Raw genomic sequence first — 19,430 nt, forward strand, 5'->3', positions numbered from 1 at the left:
GCGCTGTACAGGCTGGATGGCCGGAATGTCGCCGGGAGAGCCAGGTGTTTTACCGGCCGCCGTGGTACCGAGCGGGCAACGGCATGGGGCTGGTTCGGGTCTTGTCCAACGTCAGACCCCATTGCGCCAGCCACGGGCCGACAAATTCCGCGACCGTGGTCGTTTCGTCGCCCCGGATGGCGATTCCGACTGCGGTTGCGGTCCCATCGGCGTGGCGGTAGTAGACCGGGCCGCCGGAGTCGCCGCCAGCTGCCTTCACGTCGAAGACGACGCCGGTGTCGTCGACATAGCTCACGTCGCCGCACTGGAGGCCACGATGACAAGTCGTTGGTCCAGCCCACGCGTGTATGGGAGAGCCTCGCAGGACCGAGCTACCCGCCCGCTTCGCTGGTTCCGTCCAGCCCACGCGTGTACGGGAGAGTCGAAAGTGCGGTCTCTGGTGTGTGTGCGCGGCACCTACAAGTCCAGCCCACGCGTGTATGGGGTTCCCCGCGCAAGCGGGGGTGATCCGTGGACAGGGCCGCCGGAGTCGCTGCTTGCGCCCGTGTTCCCCGTGGACGCGGGGTTGGTTGGATGGCCGGAATGCCGCCAGGGAGAGCCAGCGCCTCCCTGGCGGCATTCCAGATGAGATGTTTTACCGGCCGCCGTGGTATCGAGCTGGCAACGGCGCGGGGCCGATCCGGGTCTTGTCAAGACTCAAATCCCACTTCTTGAGCCAGGGAGTAATGAACTCAGCGACGGTGCCGGAGTCGTTGGCTCGGATAGTGATTCCGATCGCCGTGGCGGACCCGTCAGCGTGACGGAGATACACCGGGCCACCTGAATCCCCGCCCTCGGTATCTGCCCCGAAGACGACCTGGGTGGGGCTGACGTAGCTAACCGCCCCGCACTGGAGACGAGTTGTAGCCCCGTACTTGCATAGCGTGTCTCCGACGGAGACCCGGAGGGCATTAGCCGCACCAGTGACTGGCCGAATGTCGATAATCGAGGAGTTGGACGGTGCGGTGCCGGTTAGCTCCACGAGCGCAATGTCGGAGTCCTCGGCGGTGTCACCGTGGACGGTCCGGGTGAACGCGCCAAGCGCTTCGAACTGTCCGGCAGCAGTGTTGTACCAAGCGGCGCCGCCTCGGTCGCAGTGTCCTGCAGTAAGGAATCCCTGCCGACCCTCAGGTGTGTGTACCAACCAGCCGGCAGTGCACGTGCCTCCGTCGTCGGCGGCCGCGTTCGTGGTGACGATCGGGATGCCCGGAGCGAGGTCGCGGGTGGGAGGCAGAGGCGGGCTCGCGCTTGCAGTAGGGGCGGTGATCAGCGTCAGCGCACCGGCGATCGCGGCCGCGGCGGTCTTCAATGTGCGCATGGTCATCACCCCCCTATGAGCGCGGGTTTGTCGGCGTTCCTCGATATTATCGCGCATTTTCAGCCCAGCGCCTAGGCATAGTCGCGGCTGAGCCTCCTGACCTGTGGCTTTCCTGGCTGCGTGATCGGCTGAGCAGCGTGTTCATGCCCTTGAATCGCTGATCCCGACAATTACACTTATCGGGAGGTAGCGGCGAGCGCGGATGCGACGCTGGGTGTCGGGATCGGGGGCAGGATGAGTGGCGCAGGCGACGAGCCGAAGTCTGAAATGGCGGGTGCTGAGGAGGTCATCGGTAGCTCCTGGCCGACCGACAGTGAGACCGCTGTGCACGATGCCGCGAAGGAACAACTGAGGCTCGCAGGCCTGCTGCATGATGCGTCGCAGACGGCAGGGCACGGGCGGGACTACGCGCTCGATGAGATGGAGGGCGAGGCCGCCGAGGGCATCGCGACGAAATTCGGGATCCATGTCGGGGAACTCAGCGATCGGGCACTGCAGCATCAGCAGATTGCGGGGTGGCTGACCGCCTATGCGGGTGCGATCACCACCGCAAAAAAGGCGATCAACGGCGCGGTGGCGATCCACTCAATCGACCACGTCGCCCCCAAGACCGAATTTCACACTCAGGCACAGAAGGACTCCAGCTTGCAGGCGGCCCATAGCGTGGTGGAGCAGGCAGCGACCACCCTGTACACCGCCAAGTCGCAGGTGGCCACCGGGATTGCGCTGGGTACGAAGCCACCGTTGATGCCTCAACTCCCGAAGGGGGGACTGTCGGCCCCCACGGCGGGGACCGAGGCGTCGGGTCCGGACGGTCTGCCGTCGAATTTCCCCAATGGTGGGTTGACGCCACCCGGGTTGACGCCACCCGGGTTGTCATCCCCAGGCCTGTCGTCGCCGGACTTGCCTCCAGCACCGAGCCTGACCCCCCCCACTGCGCCAGCTTCGCCACTGTCGGCCCCAGCTAGTGCGGGCGGGCCGGCAGCGCCGGCCGCATCTATCCCACCGCCGACGCTGCCCACGGAGATGGCGGGTACGCCGGCGTCGTCGCTACCGTCGGCGGCGGAATCCTCGCCGATGAGCGGGATGGGTGGCATGCCGATGAGCGGTATGCCAATGGGCGGTAGTGGTATGCCGATGCAGCCGCCGCAGATGCCTCAGATGCCGACGCAGACTCCGGGTGCGGATATCGCCAAAACCGCCGGCGACACCATCGGCAAGCTGGCGGGCGGGAATGGTGGCGGCGGGGCGCAGTCGTTGGACTCAGCGACACTCGACAAGCTGCTTGACGCCAACTCGTCGTCGAGTGATGGCGGTGGCCTCGACGACGGGAAAGGGCTGTCCTTCAAGGACGATGACAAGTCGTTGGCCAGTGCCACCGGGGGTGGCCTCGGCCACAACGGCAGCGGCGCCAGCACCACCCTGACCAATCCGTACAGTCCCGCCAATGCGAATCCGAGCTTGAACAATCCGACGCCGTTGGTGGGGCCGCCGTCACCGGCGGCGCCGACGATCACCGCGACGCCGCCTGTGGTGTCGGCTCCGGTCACTGAACTGTCCGGTGACGAGTCGATCCCGCATCAGGCGACGTACTCGGCGTCCCACGCCGGTGTCGCTGATGCGCCCGGGGTGACCAGCCCCGCCTCAGGGCCCAACACCGGCGGTGCCGGGGGGCCTGGTGGTCAGCAGCAGGTGGGTGGCGCCCTGGGGGCTTACCCGCCGGGCGCGGCCGGGTTCACCCCGATGCCGCCGATGGGTGCAATGGGCGCCGGTGCCGGTATGGGTGCGATGGGTGCGCCGGCGTCGATCCCCGCGATGGCGGCCGGCGGTGCGGCAGCTGCGGCCGCGCCGATGCTGCTGCCCACCAGCACCACCACCAAGACCGAAGCGGCCGCATCGTCGTTGTTCGCCGACCCTGCTGGGTCAGCCAACTCCAACTCCGAGCGTCTTGCGGTGCTGCCGCCGGAGCAGGCCGTGGCCCACGAGCACCTCGCCGGGGTACTGAAGGCATTCCGGGACCGGCCGGGGATGGCATGGACGACGGTCAAGGTAGCCATCGGCGTGTTCATCTACGAGGAGCCCGGCCTGCCGACGCAGCGGATCCGCTACGTCATGGCCACCACCGACGGCCTGTCACTGATCCCGATGAACGTCAAGGTGCCCTCGGGTATCGAACTGCTCGGCGGCCTCATCGACCCGACCGGAAGTTTCTTCGCGGAGTGGAGTGGCAACGAGCGGCCGGCGATGAAGCTGGTTGCCGCGGCCGACTCCTACCCACACCTGCTGGGTGACCTCGACTACCTGGTCAGCAACGACACCACCGATGGGACGCTGTCGCCGGCACAGGCGGGAGATGTCGTGGAAGTCGTGCAGTCCAAGACGCAGACAGAGGCGTTGATCGCCACCCACAAGGCGTCTCCGGCGACCCGACCGCGGATGACAGTCGAATGGCCGCGGATCGCCCCGCAGCAGGCCGCGGACGCCCTGGCCGCGTTCGGGCGGGCGTGGCGGTTCAACGACGGCAGCCCGACCGATCCCGCCGAGGCCACAGCCAGGCTGTGGGCGGCCCGCTGGGGTTCCGGGAATCGGGTGATGGAGCGCCCGGACGACTACCCGGCGGTGCTGGCAACCTTCTGGTACGAGGAAGGCATGGAGGCCCTGGCGTTGGGGCGCCTCGACGACGCCGCCTACGCCGCCAACGCACTCGCTGACATCAACCCCTAACCGAGCTAAACCAGCCTGGATAGGATTGGCGCTATGTCCGAGCTGCTCAGTCCGAAGGATGCGCTGGCGTCGTTCCCGCCAGTGCGCCGCACGCACGACAGCCTTGGGCTCAGCATCAACGAGATCATCCGCGAGGAGATCGCGATTGAACGCGACACCCTCGAGCTTCTTGCAGAGCGGTGACTGAACTCCCAATCGGCATCGACGACCTCGTTGAGATCAACCGCGGCGTCACCGGTGGAATAGCGCACGTCACCGATCGCGGCAGCTTGGAGAGCGCCCTAGCCAGGCCTTTCCACACGTTTGACGGCGCGCCACTGCATCCCACCGTCGCGGGACAGGCTGGGGCGCTCCTTGAAGGAATAGTGGCAGCTCATGGGTTTAGCGACGGGAATAAGCGGACGGCCTGGATTGCAACCAAGACGTATCTGCGGCTTCAGGGCTTCCGCCCGCTGAAAGTGCGTGACGTCGTGGCTGCCGACTTCGTCGAAGGGGTCGCGATGCACCAGTACCGCGGCGCCGAGGTTGCGGTGTGGATTGCGGAGAACCTGTTCCCTTGATCCGGGTGGTGAGCATGGCATGGCCACCACAACCACGATTCCGGTAGTATTACCGGTAGCAAAACCGGAAGTGGGGAGGGGCTGAGATGGCCGCCACATTGGATCGAGCAATCGAAGCCAGCGAGATCGTGGACGCGCTGAAGCCGTTCGGGATCTCGCAGCTCGACGTCGCCGCAGTCACCCGCGTGTCAGACCGCGCTGTGCGCGGGTGGCGTACCAACGACATCCGCGCCGATCGGTACGACCAGCTCGCACAGCTCCGCGACCTTGTCTTGCTGCTCTCGGACTCCCTAACCCCTCGCGGCGTCGGTCAATGGCTGCACGCAATGAATCGGCTCCTTAGCGGCCAACGTCCGATCGACTTGCTGGCCCAGGACCGCTACGACGAGGTGCGCGGCGCAGCTGAAGCCTTCGTCGACGGCTCCTACGTTTGAGCCTCGAAAGGGCGATCGCGACGGCGCCGCGGCGCAGGTTGACCGGCAGCTACTGGCACCAAGGCCCTACACGGCGCCCCGTCGTTTCCTGCGCGAGCCCTGCCCGAGGTCCGGGCCGCTACCACTGCGCCGGTGAGCCGGGCGTCTGGTACGCCTCCAGTCGGGAGCAGGGCGCATGGGCCGAGCTCTTCCGGCACTTCGTTGATGATGGTGTCGACCCCTTCGAGATCCGGCGCCGCATCGGCCGAGTCACGGTCGATCTCGAGGTCCTCGATCTCACCGATAGGAGAACACGCTCGCATCTCAATTTGGGTGAAAGCGAGCTGGTTTCGGACGATTACGCTGCCACGCAGGCCGTCGCGGCCGCAGCCCGCGTTGCTGGATTCGACGCGATATTGGCTCCAGCGGCAGCGCTTCCCGGCTGCGTTACTCTCGCGGTCTTTGTGGAAGCCTTGCCTAATGTTGTCGCCAGCCGATCGCAGGTCCGCCAACCGCCGCCGCGGCTCGCTGGTCTTCTCGGCCGGATTCGCCTACGCCACAACCTGCCCGACTCAATACGACGACTTTTCAAGACACTCGAGCAGGCTGGGGCCGAGGCGATCCGCCGACGCCGCTAGGTACGGCCTGGCTTGTTCTTCTGCAAGCTGCCGCAGCCTCGCCCGGACCTCCCGCAGCGGCGCGAGAGTCCGGTATTTCGCTACTCAAATCTGGCAGCATGGAGCCATGGCCGGGGCTATTCAGGTGCAACGATCGGGACCCGCGATTCGGGCTGCACTGGCTGAGTACGCACCGGATGACCTGGTCGACTTCGAAGGCGAGTTCCGTACTGCGCTCGCTGCAGCCGATGAGGACTTCGACTTGGCCCGTGTCGAGGCGGTGATCGACCGGTGGTGGGGCAGGGTTCATCTACGAATTCATCCGCCAACGGATGAGGAACGCGCTGCTGTCGCTCGAGTCGCCGCGGGAGATGAGCCCGGTCGCGCTCACCCACACTGCTAAAGCCGGGCTGCTGCTGATTGAGCGAGTCGGTGTCGGCGAGCGCGAGCGAGTCGCCGGTCGAGGATTCGCGTGTCGCGGCCACGGAGCTCCAGGTTTGGCAGCCAGCTCAGTTGCTCGTCGCTGAGGCCTGCGGGGTCTCCATTGTGATCGCGTCCGGTGATGACGACACTGCCGCGCAGCAGCGGAACGTCTCGGGCGGTGAAGGCGGTTGCAGCGACTAGCATTTCGGCTGCGGGTCGGTTGATGATCTGGACGGTTCGGTGGGTGGTGAACCAGAAGACTATTTGTCTGTCGGAGCTGGTGATGGTTTCCAGGCGGTCGTCGCGGACGTCGTCGGCAATGTCGTTTATGTCGTGCATCCAGGCGAGGTACAGCAGCTGGTTGTGGCTTGCATGGATCGACTGAAACATGCCTGAATTCTACGGCGGGGCATGGCTATTAAGGCAGGGAACGGGTCGGGCGTCGGGTGGGGTTGTCCTGGAGGCGCGCCGACCCGGCGGGAAGCAACTATAGTTGGGAACATCCAACTATAGTTGCAGTTAGGGGTGGTGGCTGATGCAGTTGAATCGACCATTCGCGAGTGTCACCCCGACGCTCGACGGCGACGTGCTCGCAGTGCTGGCCGCGGTGAGCGGCGAGGCATTCACCATCAGCCAGATTCGGCGCATCGTCGCCACCGCATCCGGTGAAGGCATCCGCAAGGTGCTCGCACGACTGGTGGCGCAGGGCGTGGTCCTGCAGAGCCAGGTCGGCCGAACCAACACCTACCTGTTCAACAGTGAACACCTTGCGGCCGAGCCAATCCTGGCTCTTACCCGGCTGGCCAGCACGCTCCTGGAACGCATCGCGGAGCACCTGGGCCAGTGGCAGGAGCCCCCGATCTATGCCGCGGTCTTCGGGTCGGCGGCGACCGGCCGCATGAGCCTGGACAGTGACATCGACCAGTTTCTGGTGCGCGGGCGACCAGCGAAGAGTGCTCGCCCGCAGGATGATTCGGATGTTTGGGATCAGCAGGTGAGTGACCTGACCCGGGCGGTGAGTTTGTGGACGGGCAACGATGCCCGGGCTGTGGTGTACACGGAGGCCGATCTTCGTACCGCGATCGCCGCTGGCGAGCCGTTGATTCGGGATGTGGCCGGCCAAGGGTTGACGGTCCGGGGAGAGCGGTCCTGGCTGACGCGGCAGCTGCGTCCGGCGCAGACAAGCGCGAAGCCCAAGCGCAGTGTCTAAGAGTGCCGGATGTGTTGCTATTTCCTCGTGGCGAATCTCAGTAGTGCACCTGCCCGGTTGAGGTCTACGGCCGAGGAGTTGGTGGCCGAGGCGTCGGAATTTGTGCGGCGCCGGCGTGCCGAGGTGTTCGGTGCAGGTGCCGGCAGGCTGGCTTCCGATCTGGTCCAGACGAAAAGTGGGCCGACTGATCCGGTGACGGTGGTCGACACCGAGGCTGAGCGTCTGATCCGGGATCGGCTCGTTGATTTGCGGCCCGGTGATGCGGTGCTGGGTGAGGAGGGCGGTGACACCGGCGGTGTGTCCGGTGGTGGCCCCGACGCGGTCACGTGGGTGGTCGATCCGATCGACGGCACCGTGAACTTCATGTACGGCGTCCCGATCTATGCGGTGTCGGTGGCGGCCATGGTTGGTGGGGTGTCGATTGCCGGCGCGGTCGCGGACGTGGTTGGTGAGCGGATCTACTCAGCCGGCCTCGGGTTGGGAGCTCATGTCAGTGGCCGGCAGGGCACTACACGGCTGCGCTGCACCGACGTTACCGAGCTGTCGGTGGCCTTGCTGGGCACCGGGTTCGGGTATTCGACGCGGCATCGGGCGGCTCAGGCGGCGCTGCTGGCCCGGGTGCTGCCGGCGGTGCGCGACGTGCGCCGGATGGGTTCGGCAGCCCTGGATCTGTGCATGGTGGCGGCCGGGCGTCTGGACGTGTACTACGAGCATGGGGGCAATCCGTGGGACTACGGGGCGGGTTCCCTGATCGCGGCGGAGGCGGGTGCGCGGATCGTGCTGCCCGGACCGGAGCTCGGCGGCGGTGAGGTGATCGTGGCGGCGGCGCCAGGCATCGCTGACGAGTTCATTGCGTTGCTGCAGCGCGAGGGTGGGTTGGAGCCGATTCCGCAGTAGGCGAGGGCCAGGGCCGTGATCTGTTGGGCTGTGAGACTCCTGGGAATGCGCGAAGCCCGAGCGCCGCGGTCGTCCGGCCGGGTCTCGGGCTCACTTCCTGAAGCTCAACGCAACAGGCGCTATCAGCTTACTGCTCTCGCTGCGGTGCCGTATAGAGCAGCGGTGCGGCTTGCGTTGTGTTACCAGAGAAAGCGGGGCGCTCACCAATTGTTAAGGTGACAGTCAGGTTGGGTTGAGTCACCGGAGGGGCGACAGCATGACGACAGGTAGGCGTACAGGGGGCCGGGCGGTGGCTGCCGTCGGCGCAGCGGGGGCATTCGCGGCGTTCGGGTTGCTGTCACCGATCAGTACGGCGACTGTGCACGCCGAGTCCGGTGTCGAGGACCTGCTCGACATGGTCGGCTTCGGCGCCGCGGATCCTGGTGTCGCCGCTGACACGTCGGTCTCGGCCGCGGAGACGTTCAACCTGTTCTGGATCGGCGCGAACGGTGAGGGTGGCCTGCATGCCCACCTGGAGGACTACATCAACGACAACCTGTGGTGGTTGAACCCGATCAACGCCTGGTTCGCCTTCGACAATCACTGTGGGCTGATCTGCAACGGTGCTGACTCGACGGTGATCACCAACGAGGATGGGCAAATCATCGGCGGGGCCGCGGCCCAGAACGGCGGCTGGTTCTTCGGCGACGGCGGCGACGGCGCGGCAGGTTTCGCCGGCGGATCAGCCGGAATGCTCGGCAATGGCGGTGCCGGAGGCGCTGGCTACCTGCAACCGGTGGACGAGGACTCAAACGCCGCGGTGGCCGTCGCCGGCGGGGCCGGTGGCAACGGTGGATGGCTGTTCGGCAACGGCGGCGTCGGCGGTACCGGGGGCGGCCCCGACGTCAATCCGTGGGGCTACTGGGACTTCAGTGGAGACGGCGCCGCAGGTGGAGCCGGTGGTAGCGCAGGCCTTTTCGGCAACGGCGGTAACGGTGGCATCGGTGGGTCCGGTGCCAGCTTCGGATCTGACTTCAACTCCATCCCTACAGGTAGTTTCACCACCGTCTACGGCGCAGACGGCGCCAACGGCGGTGATGGCGGCAGGGGCGGTGACGGTGGATCGATTGCCGGAAACAGCGGCAACGGCGGCGATGGCGGTAACGGCGGCCGCGCTGGCAACGGCCTGCCTCAGCTCCTTGTCTATCCAGGCACCCCCGGTGACGGTACCGACGGTGGTAACGGCGGCGTCGGTGGCGATGGCGGAGTAGCCGGGAAGGCAGCCGGGCTGCTGGGCGGGGCCGTGGGGAGTTCCGGCACCGGCGGCTCAGGCGGCGGCGGCGGTGACGGCGGCTACGGGTACGGAACTGGCTACACCGGCGGCGACGGCGGCAACGGCGGTGCTGGCGGCAACGGTGCTGCCGATGGGAATGGGGGCATCGGCGGCAACGGCGGGAGAGGGGGCACCGGCCAGCACGGGGCTGACGCTGGCGATGGCGGCAACGGCGGTAACGGCGGCGGTGGCGCCGGAGCCTTCCAAGGCAATGGACTCGCCGGCGCCGGCGGCGATGGCGGCGATGGCGGCAGCTCCGGGAACCAGGCCGGGACAGCAGGAACCCCGGGAACCAGTGGCACCGGTCCGGCCGGGACCGGCGGACTAGGCGGGGCTGGCGGCGCCGGCGCCCAGCCCGCAGATCCGGCTTAAGCCGTGAAAGCGAAAGCGTTCCACGTCCTGGTCGGCGGCCTGCTCCTGGCGGGCTGCAGCTCCGGTGGCAGCCCTGCGGGGACTTCGACCGGAATAACGGCCCACTCCACGCCGAGCGTGAACACCGGTGAAGCCGAGGCGGGTCCGGCATCGCCGACAGTCGGCTCCGAAGGTGGTTTCCCTGACCTGAATCCGGTTGTCGGGCACGGCCAGACGACTGGTGCCGGGGCGACGATCACGCCGCACTCGTTCGAGTACCCGACGAATCGGAGTCCCGATTTCCCGGCAGAGAAGGGCCAGTGGGCGGTGCTCGACGGTGAACTGTGTGCCGGATCGGAGCCGATCAACAAGACCGGCTACGGGTTCAGCCTCGTCGACGCTGAACACCACGAGTACAAGCCATTCGATTCCTCGCGGCCACCGTTCAGCCCGTCGATCACCGGTACCGGGACGCTGTTGCCCTCGGAATGCACCCGCGGGCTGGTGGCTTTCGACGTCCCGCAAGGGACGAACATTGTGTTTGTGCGGTGGGAATACCCGGGTGACGGCGGCCCGCTCCGCTGGGCTGTGAGCTGAAACAGGGCTCCGCTGCCAGGGCTCGGACTGTCCTGCTTTTCGTCGTGCGAGGCTTGTGTCGCGGCGGCAGAATGCGCTGTGGCCACTGCTACGCTTTAAACTCGACCGTACGAATCGAGGAGACTTAACCACCATGGCTATTCCGGTGTTCTTCACAGCAGAGTTGGTGCCCTGGGACGACGTCCGTGGCGGCGTTGTCGACGAGGCCATTGAGGCTGTCGGGGCTGAGATCAAGAGCTTCTTCGCCGACAAGGGCGATTTCGTGATGGGCTCCGGCAATGACGCTGTGGTTGGTTTGACCTACGACGAGAGCGCCGAAGACCCGAGTGTTCGTGTCGCAGTTGCCACTTTGGTCGGTGGCTTCCGCGACCTGGCGGACGCGGACGCGGCCTTGGCGCTGGCCAAGAGCTTCACCAGTGAACAGTTCAAACACGTGACGGCGTCGCTGGACGAGTCCTCGATCGTCACCCACCCCACGGGCGAGTCGGACACGGCCGGCGCGTCCTGATGTCGGCGTACAGCATCGCCCACGGGCCTGAGGCCGCGGTGGACTTGGTTGTCGCCAATGACCGCGGGGGCCGAGAATCCACGCTGAGCATCGTCGCCGCCAACTGTGCGTTCGTTGACGGTCAGTGGACCGGTATCGAGCAGGCGGCGGCGTCTTACCGCGAATTCCTGCTGAACTCGCCGCTGCGCCACAACCCGGACCTGGACGGCGTCGATCTGGTTGCGGTGGACTACATTCGGCTGATCCGCTCTGAACTGGAGGAACGCAATATCCAGGACGGGCGTCCGCAGTTCGCCGGGCTCTGAAGTCGTACCGGCGATGACATCACCTGATGCTGATGGCGATGACCGGATCGGATTCCCCCTAGCCGGATTCCCGAGCCTGTCGAGTCCTGCCGATGTCGGTGGGCAGACTCAGGCGTTCGTGCCCCCGTCAGTGCCTTCGGCTTCGGCTCCGGCCCCGGCCCCGGCCCCGGCCCAGACTCCGTTACCGGCCCCGGAGCCGGAGCCGGTAACGGAGTCTGGGCCAGCGCCAGCGCGGGCGGCCGTGCCGCCGCGACGGGATGACCTGAACATGCCGCCCCCGGCGGCCCGGGTCGCCACCCCCGCGGCCAAGGACTTCGACAACGATTGGCGCACTGGCGAATACCGGCGACCGCCGGCCAGCGCGGGCCGATCAGACTTGGTCCGCAGTTTCGAGGCGGCAGACTTTTATAGGGTCTCGGGCTCGCACAGCAAGCGGAAGTGGATCGGTTGGGGTGCGGCGGGCGCCGCAGTCCTGGCGTTGGCGTGGCTGCTGTGGCCGTCATCTGACGGCGACCAGGCCGCCGACGAGGCGATCCCGCCGGTACCGGCCGCGGCCCCCGAGGACATCGCGAAGCTCGAAAGCCTCCTCCCGCGTGGCTATCCCGCCGGCACCTGCCATCCAGTGCCGCCTAAGGCGGGCGAGCGCGCGAAGTTGTTCTGCTACCGCAACACTGATCCAAATGGGCCGAGTTCGGCGACGTACGCGCTGGCCGAGGACAAGGAAAATCTGGATGCGTTGATGGCCTACGTCGTTGATGAGGGCCATGCGGTTGTGTGCCCCGGCAATGTGCAGTCGCCGGGGCCGTGGCGGCGGACTGCGAACCTTTCGCAGAAGGCCGGAGTGTTGATGTGCGGTGTGCCGGACGATGTTCCGACGGTGGCCTGGACCAATGATTCAGCGCTGTTGTTGGGCATCGTGGAGACTCCCGGTCCGCGGCCGGCTACGTTGGCGAAGCTCTACGACTGGTGGTCGAAGCACTCCTGAGGCTGGCACCGTAGGTGCCGTTGCAAAGAGGAAAGCCCCGACCGTTTCCGGTCGGGGCTTTCCTATTGCCGAGCAGGCGGATTGGCTCAGACGCCCATCCAGCCGCGGGCCATCTTGTCCATGCCGATCTGGTCGTGGTGGGACTCCATGACGGCGCGGTGGACCATCTGGGTGATCTCCGACGCCTCGTTGCGGATCTGCTGCGACTGCATGGCCCATTCCATACCGGCCTGGGTGGCGTCACCGGAGGCGACGTTGTCCAGGTGCTGGTACTGGGCGTCCATGGCGTGGGAGTGGTCCTGACCCTGGGCGTTGAGCGCCATGATGCCCGCCAGGGCGCCTTCGATGTGTCCGCCGTTGTAGAGAACTGTGTCCGACATGATGTGCCTTCTTCCTGTTGAGTCTGTTGGGTGGCCGGTGCTTACAGCGAGGTGATGGCGAAGATGCGGCCCTGACGCTCGGCCTCGGCCTGGTCGGTCATGTCGGCGAAGTGGCCGATGCCGTGGAACTTCTCCTGCGCGGTGGCGGAGTGCTGGTCGACCTTGGCCTTAAGCTCGGCGACCTTGGCGGCCACGGCAGGGCCGGCGAGGCCCTGCATGCCGACCGCGGCGAGTTCGTCAGCGAGGTTGGCGAACTGCGCATAGGTCTGCATGAAGTCCACGGACGAGGAATGTCCGGCGTTGGCAATGCTGCGCATTTCACCACTGGTGAGCTTGATGATCATTTGAGACCCTTCCCTTCAGTTAACGGTGGTGGCCTCGGAGAGGAGCTCCCGATACCCCCTGCTCGCAGATTCTAAAGTGCGCTACTGGCTCCTGCAAAGGGGTCTTGTGCGGCGCGCCCGGTTTTTTCTGGACGTTGCTGGTTCTGTCTTTGCGCAGGTCGGGGCGGTTTTTGGGGAAATTCTGGCTGTGGGCGGCGGAAATCCGGGCTGTGGGCGTTGTTGTCGGGGTTCGGCGCGGTGAATGCGCTTAAGCTGAAGTTGATGAATCGTGGTGCGCACCGATAGGGGGGTTGGGAACGTGCATCAGACGCTTCAAGAGGTATTGGCCGGTGTCGACGAGATCGAAGCTGCTGACGCGGCGAGGCGGAATGCTTTTGACCAGGCTGTGGGCATGTATATCGACGATGTTGTCACGCCGGAGGTGGGGGTGTCGGTGTGGCGGGGTCGGGTCCTGGAGATTCAGATCGCTGATGCGTTCTGCCAGCGTGACGTCGTCGAGATGAGGAATGTGCTCAACGGCGTCATCATCAATGCGTTCGCGGCGTGGCACAGTCATTATCTGGAGCTTTTGGAGGCGAACGGAGTGGAGGTCTGAGTGCCTGAGCAGTCGGATCGGGTCGCGGCGAACCTGGCGGCGCTGAGCGAGGTGCTCTCGGCGATCGGGATCGACGAGGACGGCAGCGGCGAAGCCGCGGAGGCTATCCGCCGCGTACTGGCTGAGCGTAGTGACCATTTGGAGCAGATCTCTTCGGCAGCGGCCGCCGTAGCGCAGGCGGCTCGGGAGCGCGAGGCGCTGGTGAAGCAGCGGGAAGTCGCCATGCCTTCGGATGATGAGATCCGGGCGGCGCAGGAAGCGGTGATCAACTCTGCCGGAACCAGTGGTGAGCAGAGTGCCATCGAGCGCCTCGCTGATCTGTTGGCGCAGAAGCGCGATGCGCAGAAGGACTTTGAGAAGGGCGAGGAGCTCGCGGCCGATGGGCTCGAGTCGGCGACGCGGGATCTGTCTTCGGCGGCGCGTATGCCCGCGGCTGGCCCTGCTGCTGCGATCGGACCGCTGATGGGACTGCTGTCATCGTTGTCGAAGGTCGGCACCGGCGGTGGTGGAATGCCTGGCGGTGCTGAGGCTTCCGAGGCAGGCGCGCCGACGGGGTTTGCGCCCGAGGAGCAGGATCCGGTCTCGGGTGTGCTGGCGCGGTTGGCTTCTGGTGATCACGGTGGAAGTGGTTTGCATAACCGGGAATTCGGTGATTCGGAATTCGCCGATGGTGCTGGGCAGACTCACACCGCTGGCGCTGCGTTTGGTGGTCAGCAGATGCCGACCTTGTCGGGGGCTGTCACCGGGGCGGATGTGTCGGGCCGTGGAGCTGCCCCATTCGCGGTTTCCTCGACGCCGGTGGGATCGGCTGGTGGCGGCGGTATGGGTGCCGGCGGGGGTATGCCGATGGCTCCGATGATGCCGCCGATGGGCGGTGCTGGTGGCGGCGCGGCGCAGGGTAAAAGTCGGGACAAAAACTCTATTATGAATACCGATCCGGATTTCACCGGTGCCGATATTGAAGCCGATATCGCGACGTCGGGGGTCATCGGTCGCGGCGAAAGTCAGCGGCATTAGCAGTGGGGGGAATGCGTAATGACCAGCTTTGGGCTTGGCCCGCGGGGGAGTGGGTCATCGGGGCACGGCCAGGTGGCGCCGCCGTCGATGTCCGCACCGCAATACGACGTGCCCGGAGGGCACGCCAATGTGCTTGATGATGTGATGCGTGCCGGGCTTGACCCGGTGGGTGCGTTCGGTGCTGCTGCTGGGCTGCATCGCCTGGTCGGGTGGGACCCGGTGAACCGCACGCTCAACTCTGTTGCCAACCCTGGCGGCGCGGCGCATGAGCCGCCGCAGACGGCCCCTCAGACGTCGTTGGATGGCTCGGCCCCGAGCCCGATGGACGACAAGACGGCACCGCACAACGTGTCGGATAAGGGCGCGAAGGCGGATGCGAAGGCTGGCAAGGCCGCCGGGCCGAAGGGCGCACCGTCTGCGGCTTCGACTGCGGCCCGGGACACCGGTAAAGCCGCGGGTAAGGCCGCAGCCAAGGACGCCCAGCACCAACTCGGCAAGGCTATGGCCAAGAATGCGTTGGTCACGGCCGCGAAGAAGACCGCCAGTGGGTTGGCGGCCAATCGTGGTGCGGCGCTGGCGGGCAAGCTCGCAGCGCAGGCGGCGCTGCGTGCGGGGGCGATGTCGATTCCGGGGTTGGGGCTCGGTTTGACCGCGGCACTGTGGGTCCTGGACTCCGGTGAGCGGCGTGCCGTCAACAACTTGATCTCGTCGATGTTCGGGCCCGGTGCGGCCCCGGAGTTGGATGCGGCGCCGGAGCCGCCGCGGACGCACTTCCTGCCGTTGACGCACGACGGGAACCGCGATCCCGCGATCGTCCGAATGGATCAGGGCATGGTGCGCACGAATGCGGCTGCGTTCCGGTTCCATCCCGATGATGTGTGGCCGGCGTCTCCGCGGATCGAAACCACCAGTGACTTCGCTGGTGTCGCAACGAAGATCAACGGGCTGTCGGCCAAGGTTGGTGGCCTGGCGGAGTCGATCCAGGCGGCCTACACGGCTGCGGCTGCTGATGAGCCCTACCTGCAGCGGCTGTGGTCGCAGGCCAAGCCGGGTGTGGCGGCGCTCGATGGGCTCAAGGACACGGTGTTGCCGGCGATTGGTCGCCAGCTCATGGCTGGTGCCGGCAACGCTAACGATGCTTACCAGGCGTTGCGTGAGGTCAACCGCGCCAACCGGGTGGAGATCAATAACTCGACCAGTGGGTTGATTCCGTTCCGGGCCAATCATGTTGATGAAGCCAAGATGGGTGACTCGACGGAGCAGTTGCGTTCGGCTGTGGCGGCGATGGATCGCACCGCGCAGGCGCTCGCTGCTGCTGCTGACCCGTTCACGATCGCCGATCGTTCTGCTGTGGCGGGTCCGGGGGGACTGTCGGCCGGTGGTGGCGCGCAGGAGTCGGGGCCGGCCCCGGGGCCGGGTCTGGTGTCGACGACGAACGAAACGGGTGGGCCTGGGGCGGGGCCGGCGGGTGCTCCGGTCGGTGAGAAGCCTGACCTGGGTGCCAAGGACCTTGCGTCGTTGCTGCGCAACGGAATGCCTGGCATGCCGATGATGCCTGGAGGAATGGGTATGCCGACGATGCCGTCGATGCCCGGCCTTGGCAGCGGCATCCCTGGATTGGGCAGTGCTATGCCCCGGCCCAATGACGCCACGCTGGCGCGTGGACTGCAGGATCCGCTCAAGAAGGCTCTGGATGACCAGCTCAAGGACAAGGCCGAGAAGGCTGACGAGAAGGCGGTCAAGAAGCCGGGTGAGGGCCCGCTGGGTACTCCGGTTGTGGGGTCCGGTGGCGGTGCGGCGCAACCGGCTGCCCACAAGCCCGGGCCGGGTCTGGGGGCTCCGGGTACGCCGGGTGGTCCGCCCGGGGCGGCCAACACCACAGAAATCGGCGGCAAGAAGTGGACTTTCGACAATCCGAAGTCGGCGGCGTTGGCGCACAACCTGTCCGGCACGGACGGGTCGAGCCACAAGAGTCTGCGGCAGGCGGCGGCTGAGGCTGGGTACCGTCTGCCTCCGCCCGGCCAGGACATCGGCACGCCGGTCGCTGGTGGTGAGATCAAGCCTGGTGACGTGGTGATGGGCGCCAATAACCAGAATGCGCACTATCTGGGTGAGCAGGACGGTAAGGCCATGGTGATCACCGAGCGTGGTGAGCTCAAGCCGCTGGATGAGGTCGCGAAATTCGCGGGTCCACATGAGGGCATTTTCCGGCTCGCCGACGACGGTGCGCCGGCGCCGGAGGAGCAGGTGATCCAGCAGACCTCTGGGCATGCTGAACCGCCGGCCGCGCCGCCGGCCGCGGCTGCGACCGACCCGGGGCTCATCCCGACGCCGCCGCGTGGCGGGCAGCCGGGCATGGACCCAGGTGCGGTGCCCCCCGGCAACTAGCCGGTCCGTCCCGCTGCCGGGGGTTAGGGCGGTGGACTGGGTAGTGAGAGGAGAGTGGGTGCGGTGACGCAACCCGGCTTGAGTGGGCAACCTGAGATCGCGTACAATGAGGACGAAGCCCACGGTGTCTACAGTCGGGCGCAGGGGGCGTTGAGTGATCAGCGACAAGGACTGCCGCGCCCGGACGGTACCGGGCTGGAAGACCCGGCGATCTCTGCGTCGCTGCGTGATCACCACGACCGCACGCGTGCCAGCATCACCGACACCGAGGACGCGCTGGGAAAGGGCAAGCGGGCCGTCAAAGAGCTCGGTGACGTGGATAAGCAGTCAGGGGTGCGGGCCCGCGGGATCGGTCCTGGGGGAGCAGATGCCCTGCAACGGGCCATGGGTCGCGGCGGCGGTCCGGCGTCGCCGTTGACCGCGGCGCCCGCGGCGCCGCCGCCGACCATGCCTGCCCCAGCGCCGATGCCTGCCCCTGCCCCTATGCCGGCGGCGGCGCCGCCGATGATGCCGGCCATGCAGCCGGGCATGGTCAACGTGGCCCCGGATGCGCTGGCACGGTTGATCGCCGGCGCGAACCTCGGCCCGGCCTTGGCCGGGGCACGCGTTGGATCCAAGGGCGGCGGCAAGCAACCCATCGCGGTCAGTGGGATCGACTTCCGCAAGCCGGCAGCCAGTGCGCCGCTACGCAAATCGGATATGCACGCGCTCATCGATAAGGCCTTGGACGACAACGGTATTCGTGATCCGCAGATTCGGGCGCACTGGCATGATATTCAGTACAACCAGGGCATGCGCGAGTCCAGTGGCGTGCTCGGGGCAGTCAACAAGGAAGACCGCAACGCCGTCGGCCCTGTGCAGGCAGACGGGGCGGCGCTGAACTGCAGTCGCGGACTGTGGCAGGTGACTGCGGAGACCTTTGCTCGCCATCACGTCGGAGGTACCTCGAACTGGATCTACGACGGCGAGGCGAACGGCTCCTGTTCAATCGCCTACCAGATCGCCGTGCAGGCCGAGCGGGGCCACAACTTGAACACCCTTGAGGGCATCGCTGCCTACCACGCCCAGCGGGCGGCCGCCGGCTACGGCGCCTACTGACGCCGCCGGCGTAAGGCCCCGTACGAGTTCACGGCCCACCTGCGGTAAATGTGTCCGTGGTTGTGAGAATCTGTGCGGATGCCCGCACCGTTACTGTCTGTGGAGCCGAAGCTTCGGCGTTTGGCTGAAGCGGTCGTGTTGGCGCTCGTCGCGTCGCGAATGTGGACGAAGCGAGGCCCTGTCCAGCAGCCTCAGCCCCTGTGCCTTTCGGATGGCTGTCGGTATGAGCCGGAGCCGAAACGCCGCGGCCTGGTGATTGTCTCCATGCTCGCCGCGGCGGCCGGTGCCCTGGGGTTCGGAAAGTGGCTGTATCCACCCGCTGATACGGAGCCAGATCTTTTAGCTCCGTTCGTGTTGGGATTCCCTCTGTTGGTGAACGACGGTCGCAGCACGATACCGCTGTGGCGCGTCGGTTGGTTCGAGACGCATGGCGAGAGCGCAGGCCTGCATCGATTTGAAATGGATAGGGAAGGCCCACTTCCTGACTATGTCCCTGGGACGGTCCGAGCACTGCTCTGGACCAACTGGGATGCCCCAGTGGCGCAGGATGTTGCGATCACAATGACTATCACGCTGCCGCCGGGGGCGAAGGTAGCTTCATGCAGTGGGCCCCGGGTTGAGTGCCACCCGGTTCCTCGGCCCCGCGGCCCTGAGGCTCCTGAATTCACGCAAGGTGATTGCGTCGAGATTAGTGTTCCGATCCGAACGGGTGAATGGACAGCGGCAGCTGTCGTCGATATCACAGGAAGTAAGGGAATAGCTGTCACCACAAGTCGCACTCGGGCACGCGTGCAGTACCCCGCGCTCAACCCGAGTTTCGAACATGGCGAGAAGTGGGACGATTTCGGTGCCGGGTTCGCGACTCAGGTCGGTGCGATTTTGCCTGAGGTGGCTGGTTATGGCTGGACCCCGGAGCCGGGCCTTGGGCCTGCGGACAGTGCGGTTGCCTGGGAGAGGGTGATTCCGCTGTGGCCTAACGCGGCCTCCTCCTCTGAGGGTTGGCGGATGGCCGGTGCCCGAAACGGGATCCTTCGACACGATGCGCAGAGGACTTTCGCAGCGGGCATTGCGTTCGGTGTGGGTGGCAGTGCATTGATTGTGCTGCTTCAAGCGGTTGTGGAGGCAATTCGTGTCCAACCGTTGAAGGATCTGCTCCGGAGGGCGCCTCGGCGTTCCCGATGACCCTACGGGGAGGGGGTGCGTTACCGTCGGGTGCGGCCGCAGCCCGGTCGCCGTGTTGCTCCCGGCACCCACCCACCCCGAAACCATAAACTTGGGTTTATGATCTGTGGGCTACGACTACAAGGCGGTGTCCAGTGGGACCAATGGGATTGCTGACCGAAGGCGAT

Annotated in this window: 22 protein-coding genes; 17 read left to right on the forward strand and 5 right to left on the reverse strand. The window is 66.3% G+C overall.

From position 1 onward, the window contains the following. Positions 1-49: 49 nt before the first annotated feature. Both DQP56_RS00560 and DQP56_RS00565 read right to left on the reverse strand, forming a co-directional pair. Positions 50-295 carry a hypothetical protein gene (locus DQP56_RS00560; RefSeq protein ID WP_085266186.1) on the reverse strand — a complete coding sequence of 82 codons (246 nt, stop codon included), beginning with the start codon at positions 293-295 and terminating at the stop codon, positions 50-52. A gap of 339 nt (positions 296-634) precedes the next feature. Continuing rightward, positions 635-1,357 (reverse strand): S1 family peptidase, encoded by a 723-nt coding sequence (locus tag DQP56_RS00565; RefSeq protein WP_234812337.1) that lies wholly within the window; start codon positions 1,355-1,357, stop codon positions 635-637. 267 nt (positions 1,358-1,624) lie between these two features. Between DQP56_RS00565 and DQP56_RS00570 the strand changes: the two genes are divergently transcribed. From DQP56_RS00570 to DQP56_RS25085, 6 genes are all read left to right on the forward strand, one after another. After that, the gene (locus DQP56_RS00570; RefSeq protein WP_085266184.1) at positions 1,625-4,081 is read left to right on the forward strand and encodes a WXG100-like domain-containing protein; all 2,457 of its coding nucleotides are present in this window, start codon (positions 1,625-1,627) and stop codon (positions 4,079-4,081) included. 33 nt (positions 4,082-4,114) lie between these two features. Further along, entirely contained in the window at positions 4,115-4,264 is a 150-nt protein-coding gene (locus DQP56_RS24535) for a hypothetical protein (protein ID WP_165759261.1), read from the forward strand. Next, positions 4,261-4,641, forward strand: coding sequence for a type II toxin-antitoxin system death-on-curing family toxin (locus tag DQP56_RS00575; RefSeq protein ID WP_085266183.1), 381 nt, complete (start codon positions 4,261-4,263; stop codon positions 4,639-4,641). The genes DQP56_RS24535 and DQP56_RS00575 overlap by 4 nt, the downstream gene beginning before the upstream one ends. Before the next feature lie 86 nt (positions 4,642-4,727). Next, positions 4,728-5,075, forward strand: coding sequence for a DUF2384 domain-containing protein (locus tag DQP56_RS00580; protein WP_085266182.1), 348 nt, complete (start codon positions 4,728-4,730; stop codon positions 5,073-5,075). Continuing rightward, the gene (locus DQP56_RS00585) at positions 5,072-5,692 is read left to right on the forward strand and encodes an RES domain-containing protein (protein WP_085266181.1); all 621 of its coding nucleotides are present in this window, start codon (positions 5,072-5,074) and stop codon (positions 5,690-5,692) included. The genes DQP56_RS00580 and DQP56_RS00585 overlap by 4 nt, the downstream gene beginning before the upstream one ends. A gap of 106 nt (positions 5,693-5,798) precedes the next feature. Continuing rightward, positions 5,799-6,074 carry a DUF6247 family protein gene (locus DQP56_RS25085; protein ID WP_085266180.1) on the forward strand — a complete coding sequence of 92 codons (276 nt, stop codon included), beginning with the start codon at positions 5,799-5,801 and terminating at the stop codon, positions 6,072-6,074. Here the strand turns inward: DQP56_RS25085 and DQP56_RS00595 are convergent. Then, complete coding sequence (locus DQP56_RS00595) at positions 6,071-6,484, reverse strand: hypothetical protein (protein ID WP_085266179.1); 414 nt, start codon at positions 6,482-6,484, stop codon at positions 6,071-6,073. The two genes, DQP56_RS25085 and DQP56_RS00595, sit on opposite strands and share 4 nt — an antisense overlap. A gap of 145 nt (positions 6,485-6,629) precedes the next feature. On the opposite strand from DQP56_RS00595, the gene DQP56_RS00600 reads away from it, so the two are divergent. The 7 genes from DQP56_RS00600 to DQP56_RS00635 all read left to right on the forward strand — a co-directional run bounded on the left by DQP56_RS00600 (position 6,630) and on the right by DQP56_RS00635 (position 12,259). Next, the gene (locus DQP56_RS00600; protein WP_085266178.1) at positions 6,630-7,304 is read left to right on the forward strand and encodes a nucleotidyltransferase domain-containing protein; all 675 of its coding nucleotides are present in this window, start codon (positions 6,630-6,632) and stop codon (positions 7,302-7,304) included. 9 nt (positions 7,305-7,313) lie between these two features. Next, entirely contained in the window at positions 7,314-8,201 is an 888-nt protein-coding gene (locus tag DQP56_RS00605) for an inositol monophosphatase family protein (RefSeq protein ID WP_085266177.1), read from the forward strand. Between the two features lie 289 nt (positions 8,202-8,490). Next, the gene (locus DQP56_RS25490) at positions 8,491-9,885 is read left to right on the forward strand and encodes a hypothetical protein (RefSeq protein ID WP_165824846.1); all 1,395 of its coding nucleotides are present in this window, start codon (positions 8,491-8,493) and stop codon (positions 9,883-9,885) included. Between the two features lie 117 nt (positions 9,886-10,002). Then, a complete protein-coding gene (locus DQP56_RS00615; protein WP_085266176.1) occupies positions 10,003-10,461 on the forward strand; it encodes a hypothetical protein in 459 nt (152 codons plus the stop codon). A 133-nt stretch (positions 10,462-10,594) separates the two neighbouring features. Beyond that, positions 10,595-10,969, forward strand: coding sequence for a hypothetical protein (locus tag DQP56_RS00620; RefSeq protein ID WP_085266175.1), 375 nt, complete (start codon positions 10,595-10,597; stop codon positions 10,967-10,969). Then, complete coding sequence (locus DQP56_RS00625; RefSeq protein ID WP_085266174.1) at positions 10,969-11,274, forward strand: hypothetical protein; 306 nt, start codon at positions 10,969-10,971, stop codon at positions 11,272-11,274. The genes DQP56_RS00620 and DQP56_RS00625 overlap by 1 nt, the downstream gene beginning before the upstream one ends. A gap of 268 nt (positions 11,275-11,542) precedes the next feature. Beyond that, the gene (locus tag DQP56_RS00635) at positions 11,543-12,259 is read left to right on the forward strand and encodes a hypothetical protein (protein ID WP_085266173.1); all 717 of its coding nucleotides are present in this window, start codon (positions 11,543-11,545) and stop codon (positions 12,257-12,259) included. 86 nt (positions 12,260-12,345) lie between these two features. Here DQP56_RS00635 and DQP56_RS00640 read toward each other — a convergent pair whose 3' ends face one another. Both DQP56_RS00640 and DQP56_RS00645 read right to left on the reverse strand, forming a co-directional pair. Next, positions 12,346-12,639: a hypothetical protein gene (locus tag DQP56_RS00640; RefSeq protein ID WP_085266172.1), complete on the reverse strand. Its 294-nt coding sequence runs from the start codon at positions 12,637-12,639 to the stop codon at positions 12,346-12,348. Between the two features lie 41 nt (positions 12,640-12,680). Further along, positions 12,681-12,983, reverse strand: coding sequence for a hypothetical protein (locus tag DQP56_RS00645; RefSeq protein ID WP_085266171.1), 303 nt, complete (start codon positions 12,981-12,983; stop codon positions 12,681-12,683). Between the two features lie 268 nt (positions 12,984-13,251). On the opposite strand from DQP56_RS00645, the gene DQP56_RS00650 reads away from it, so the two are divergent. The 4 genes from DQP56_RS00650 to DQP56_RS00665 all read left to right on the forward strand — a co-directional run bounded on the left by DQP56_RS00650 (position 13,252) and on the right by DQP56_RS00665 (position 18,081). Continuing rightward, positions 13,252-13,578: a hypothetical protein gene (locus DQP56_RS00650; RefSeq protein ID WP_085266170.1), complete on the forward strand. Its 327-nt coding sequence runs from the start codon at positions 13,252-13,254 to the stop codon at positions 13,576-13,578. After that, positions 13,579-14,595 carry a hypothetical protein gene (locus DQP56_RS00655; protein ID WP_085266169.1) on the forward strand — a complete coding sequence of 339 codons (1,017 nt, stop codon included), beginning with the start codon at positions 13,579-13,581 and terminating at the stop codon, positions 14,593-14,595. It begins immediately after the preceding gene. 87 nt (positions 14,596-14,682) lie between these two features. Further along, a complete protein-coding gene (locus DQP56_RS00660) occupies positions 14,683-16,983 on the forward strand; it encodes a hypothetical protein (RefSeq protein ID WP_234812335.1) in 2,301 nt (766 codons plus the stop codon). Positions 16,984-17,046: 63 nt separating this feature from the next. After that, on the forward strand, positions 17,047-18,081 hold the full coding sequence (locus DQP56_RS00665) for a lysozyme family protein (protein ID WP_165824841.1): 1,035 nt from the start codon (positions 17,047-17,049) through the stop codon (positions 18,079-18,081). The last annotated feature ends 1,349 nt before the right edge of the window (positions 18,082-19,430 follow it).

The sequence above is a fragment of the Mycolicibacter senuensis genome (assembly GCF_003284925.1).
In the GTDB taxonomy this organism is placed as follows: Bacteria; Actinomycetota; Actinomycetes; order Mycobacteriales; family Mycobacteriaceae; genus Mycobacterium; species Mycobacterium algericum_A.

What these genes read in the sequence shown, in the direction of transcription:
- DQP56_RS00600 (WP_085266178.1), top strand. Translation starts at nt 6,630, where the DNA reads ATGCAGTTGAATCGACCATTCGCGAGTGTCACCCCGACGCTCGACGGC.
- DQP56_RS00570 (WP_085266184.1), top strand. Translation starts at nt 1,625, where the DNA reads ATGGCGGGTGCTGAGGAGGTCATCGGTAGCTCCTGGCCGACCGACAGT.
- DQP56_RS00580 (WP_085266182.1), top strand. Translation starts at nt 4,728, where the DNA reads ATGGCCGCCACATTGGATCGAGCAATCGAAGCCAGCGAGATCGTGGAC.
- DQP56_RS00660 (WP_234812335.1), top strand. Translation starts at nt 14,683, where the DNA reads ATGTCCGCACCGCAATACGACGTGCCCGGAGGGCACGCCAATGTGCTT.
- DQP56_RS00605 (WP_085266177.1), top strand. Translation starts at nt 7,314, where the DNA reads ATGTGTTGCTATTTCCTCGTGGCGAATCTCAGTAGTGCACCTGCCCGG.
- DQP56_RS00635 (WP_085266173.1), top strand. Translation starts at nt 11,543, where the DNA reads ATGCCGCCCCCGGCGGCCCGGGTCGCCACCCCCGCGGCCAAGGACTTC.
- DQP56_RS00595 (WP_085266179.1), bottom strand. Translation starts at nt 6,484, where the DNA reads ATGTTTCAGTCGATCCATGCAAGCCACAACCAGCTGCTGTACCTCGCC.
- DQP56_RS00565 (WP_234812337.1), bottom strand. Translation starts at nt 1,357, where the DNA reads ATGCGCACATTGAAGACCGCCGCGGCCGCGATCGCCGGTGCGCTGACG.
- DQP56_RS00640 (WP_085266172.1), bottom strand. Translation starts at nt 12,639, where the DNA reads ATGTCGGACACAGTTCTCTACAACGGCGGACACATCGAAGGCGCCCTG.
- DQP56_RS00620 (WP_085266175.1), top strand. Translation starts at nt 10,595, where the DNA reads ATGGCTATTCCGGTGTTCTTCACAGCAGAGTTGGTGCCCTGGGACGAC.
- DQP56_RS00625 (WP_085266174.1), top strand. Translation starts at nt 10,969, where the DNA reads ATGTCGGCGTACAGCATCGCCCACGGGCCTGAGGCCGCGGTGGACTTG.
- DQP56_RS24535 (WP_165759261.1), top strand. Translation starts at nt 4,115, where the DNA reads ATGTCCGAGCTGCTCAGTCCGAAGGATGCGCTGGCGTCGTTCCCGCCA.
- DQP56_RS00645 (WP_085266171.1), bottom strand. Translation starts at nt 12,983, where the DNA reads ATGATCATCAAGCTCACCAGTGGTGAAATGCGCAGCATTGCCAACGCC.
- DQP56_RS25085 (WP_085266180.1), top strand. Translation starts at nt 5,799, where the DNA reads ATGGCCGGGGCTATTCAGGTGCAACGATCGGGACCCGCGATTCGGGCT.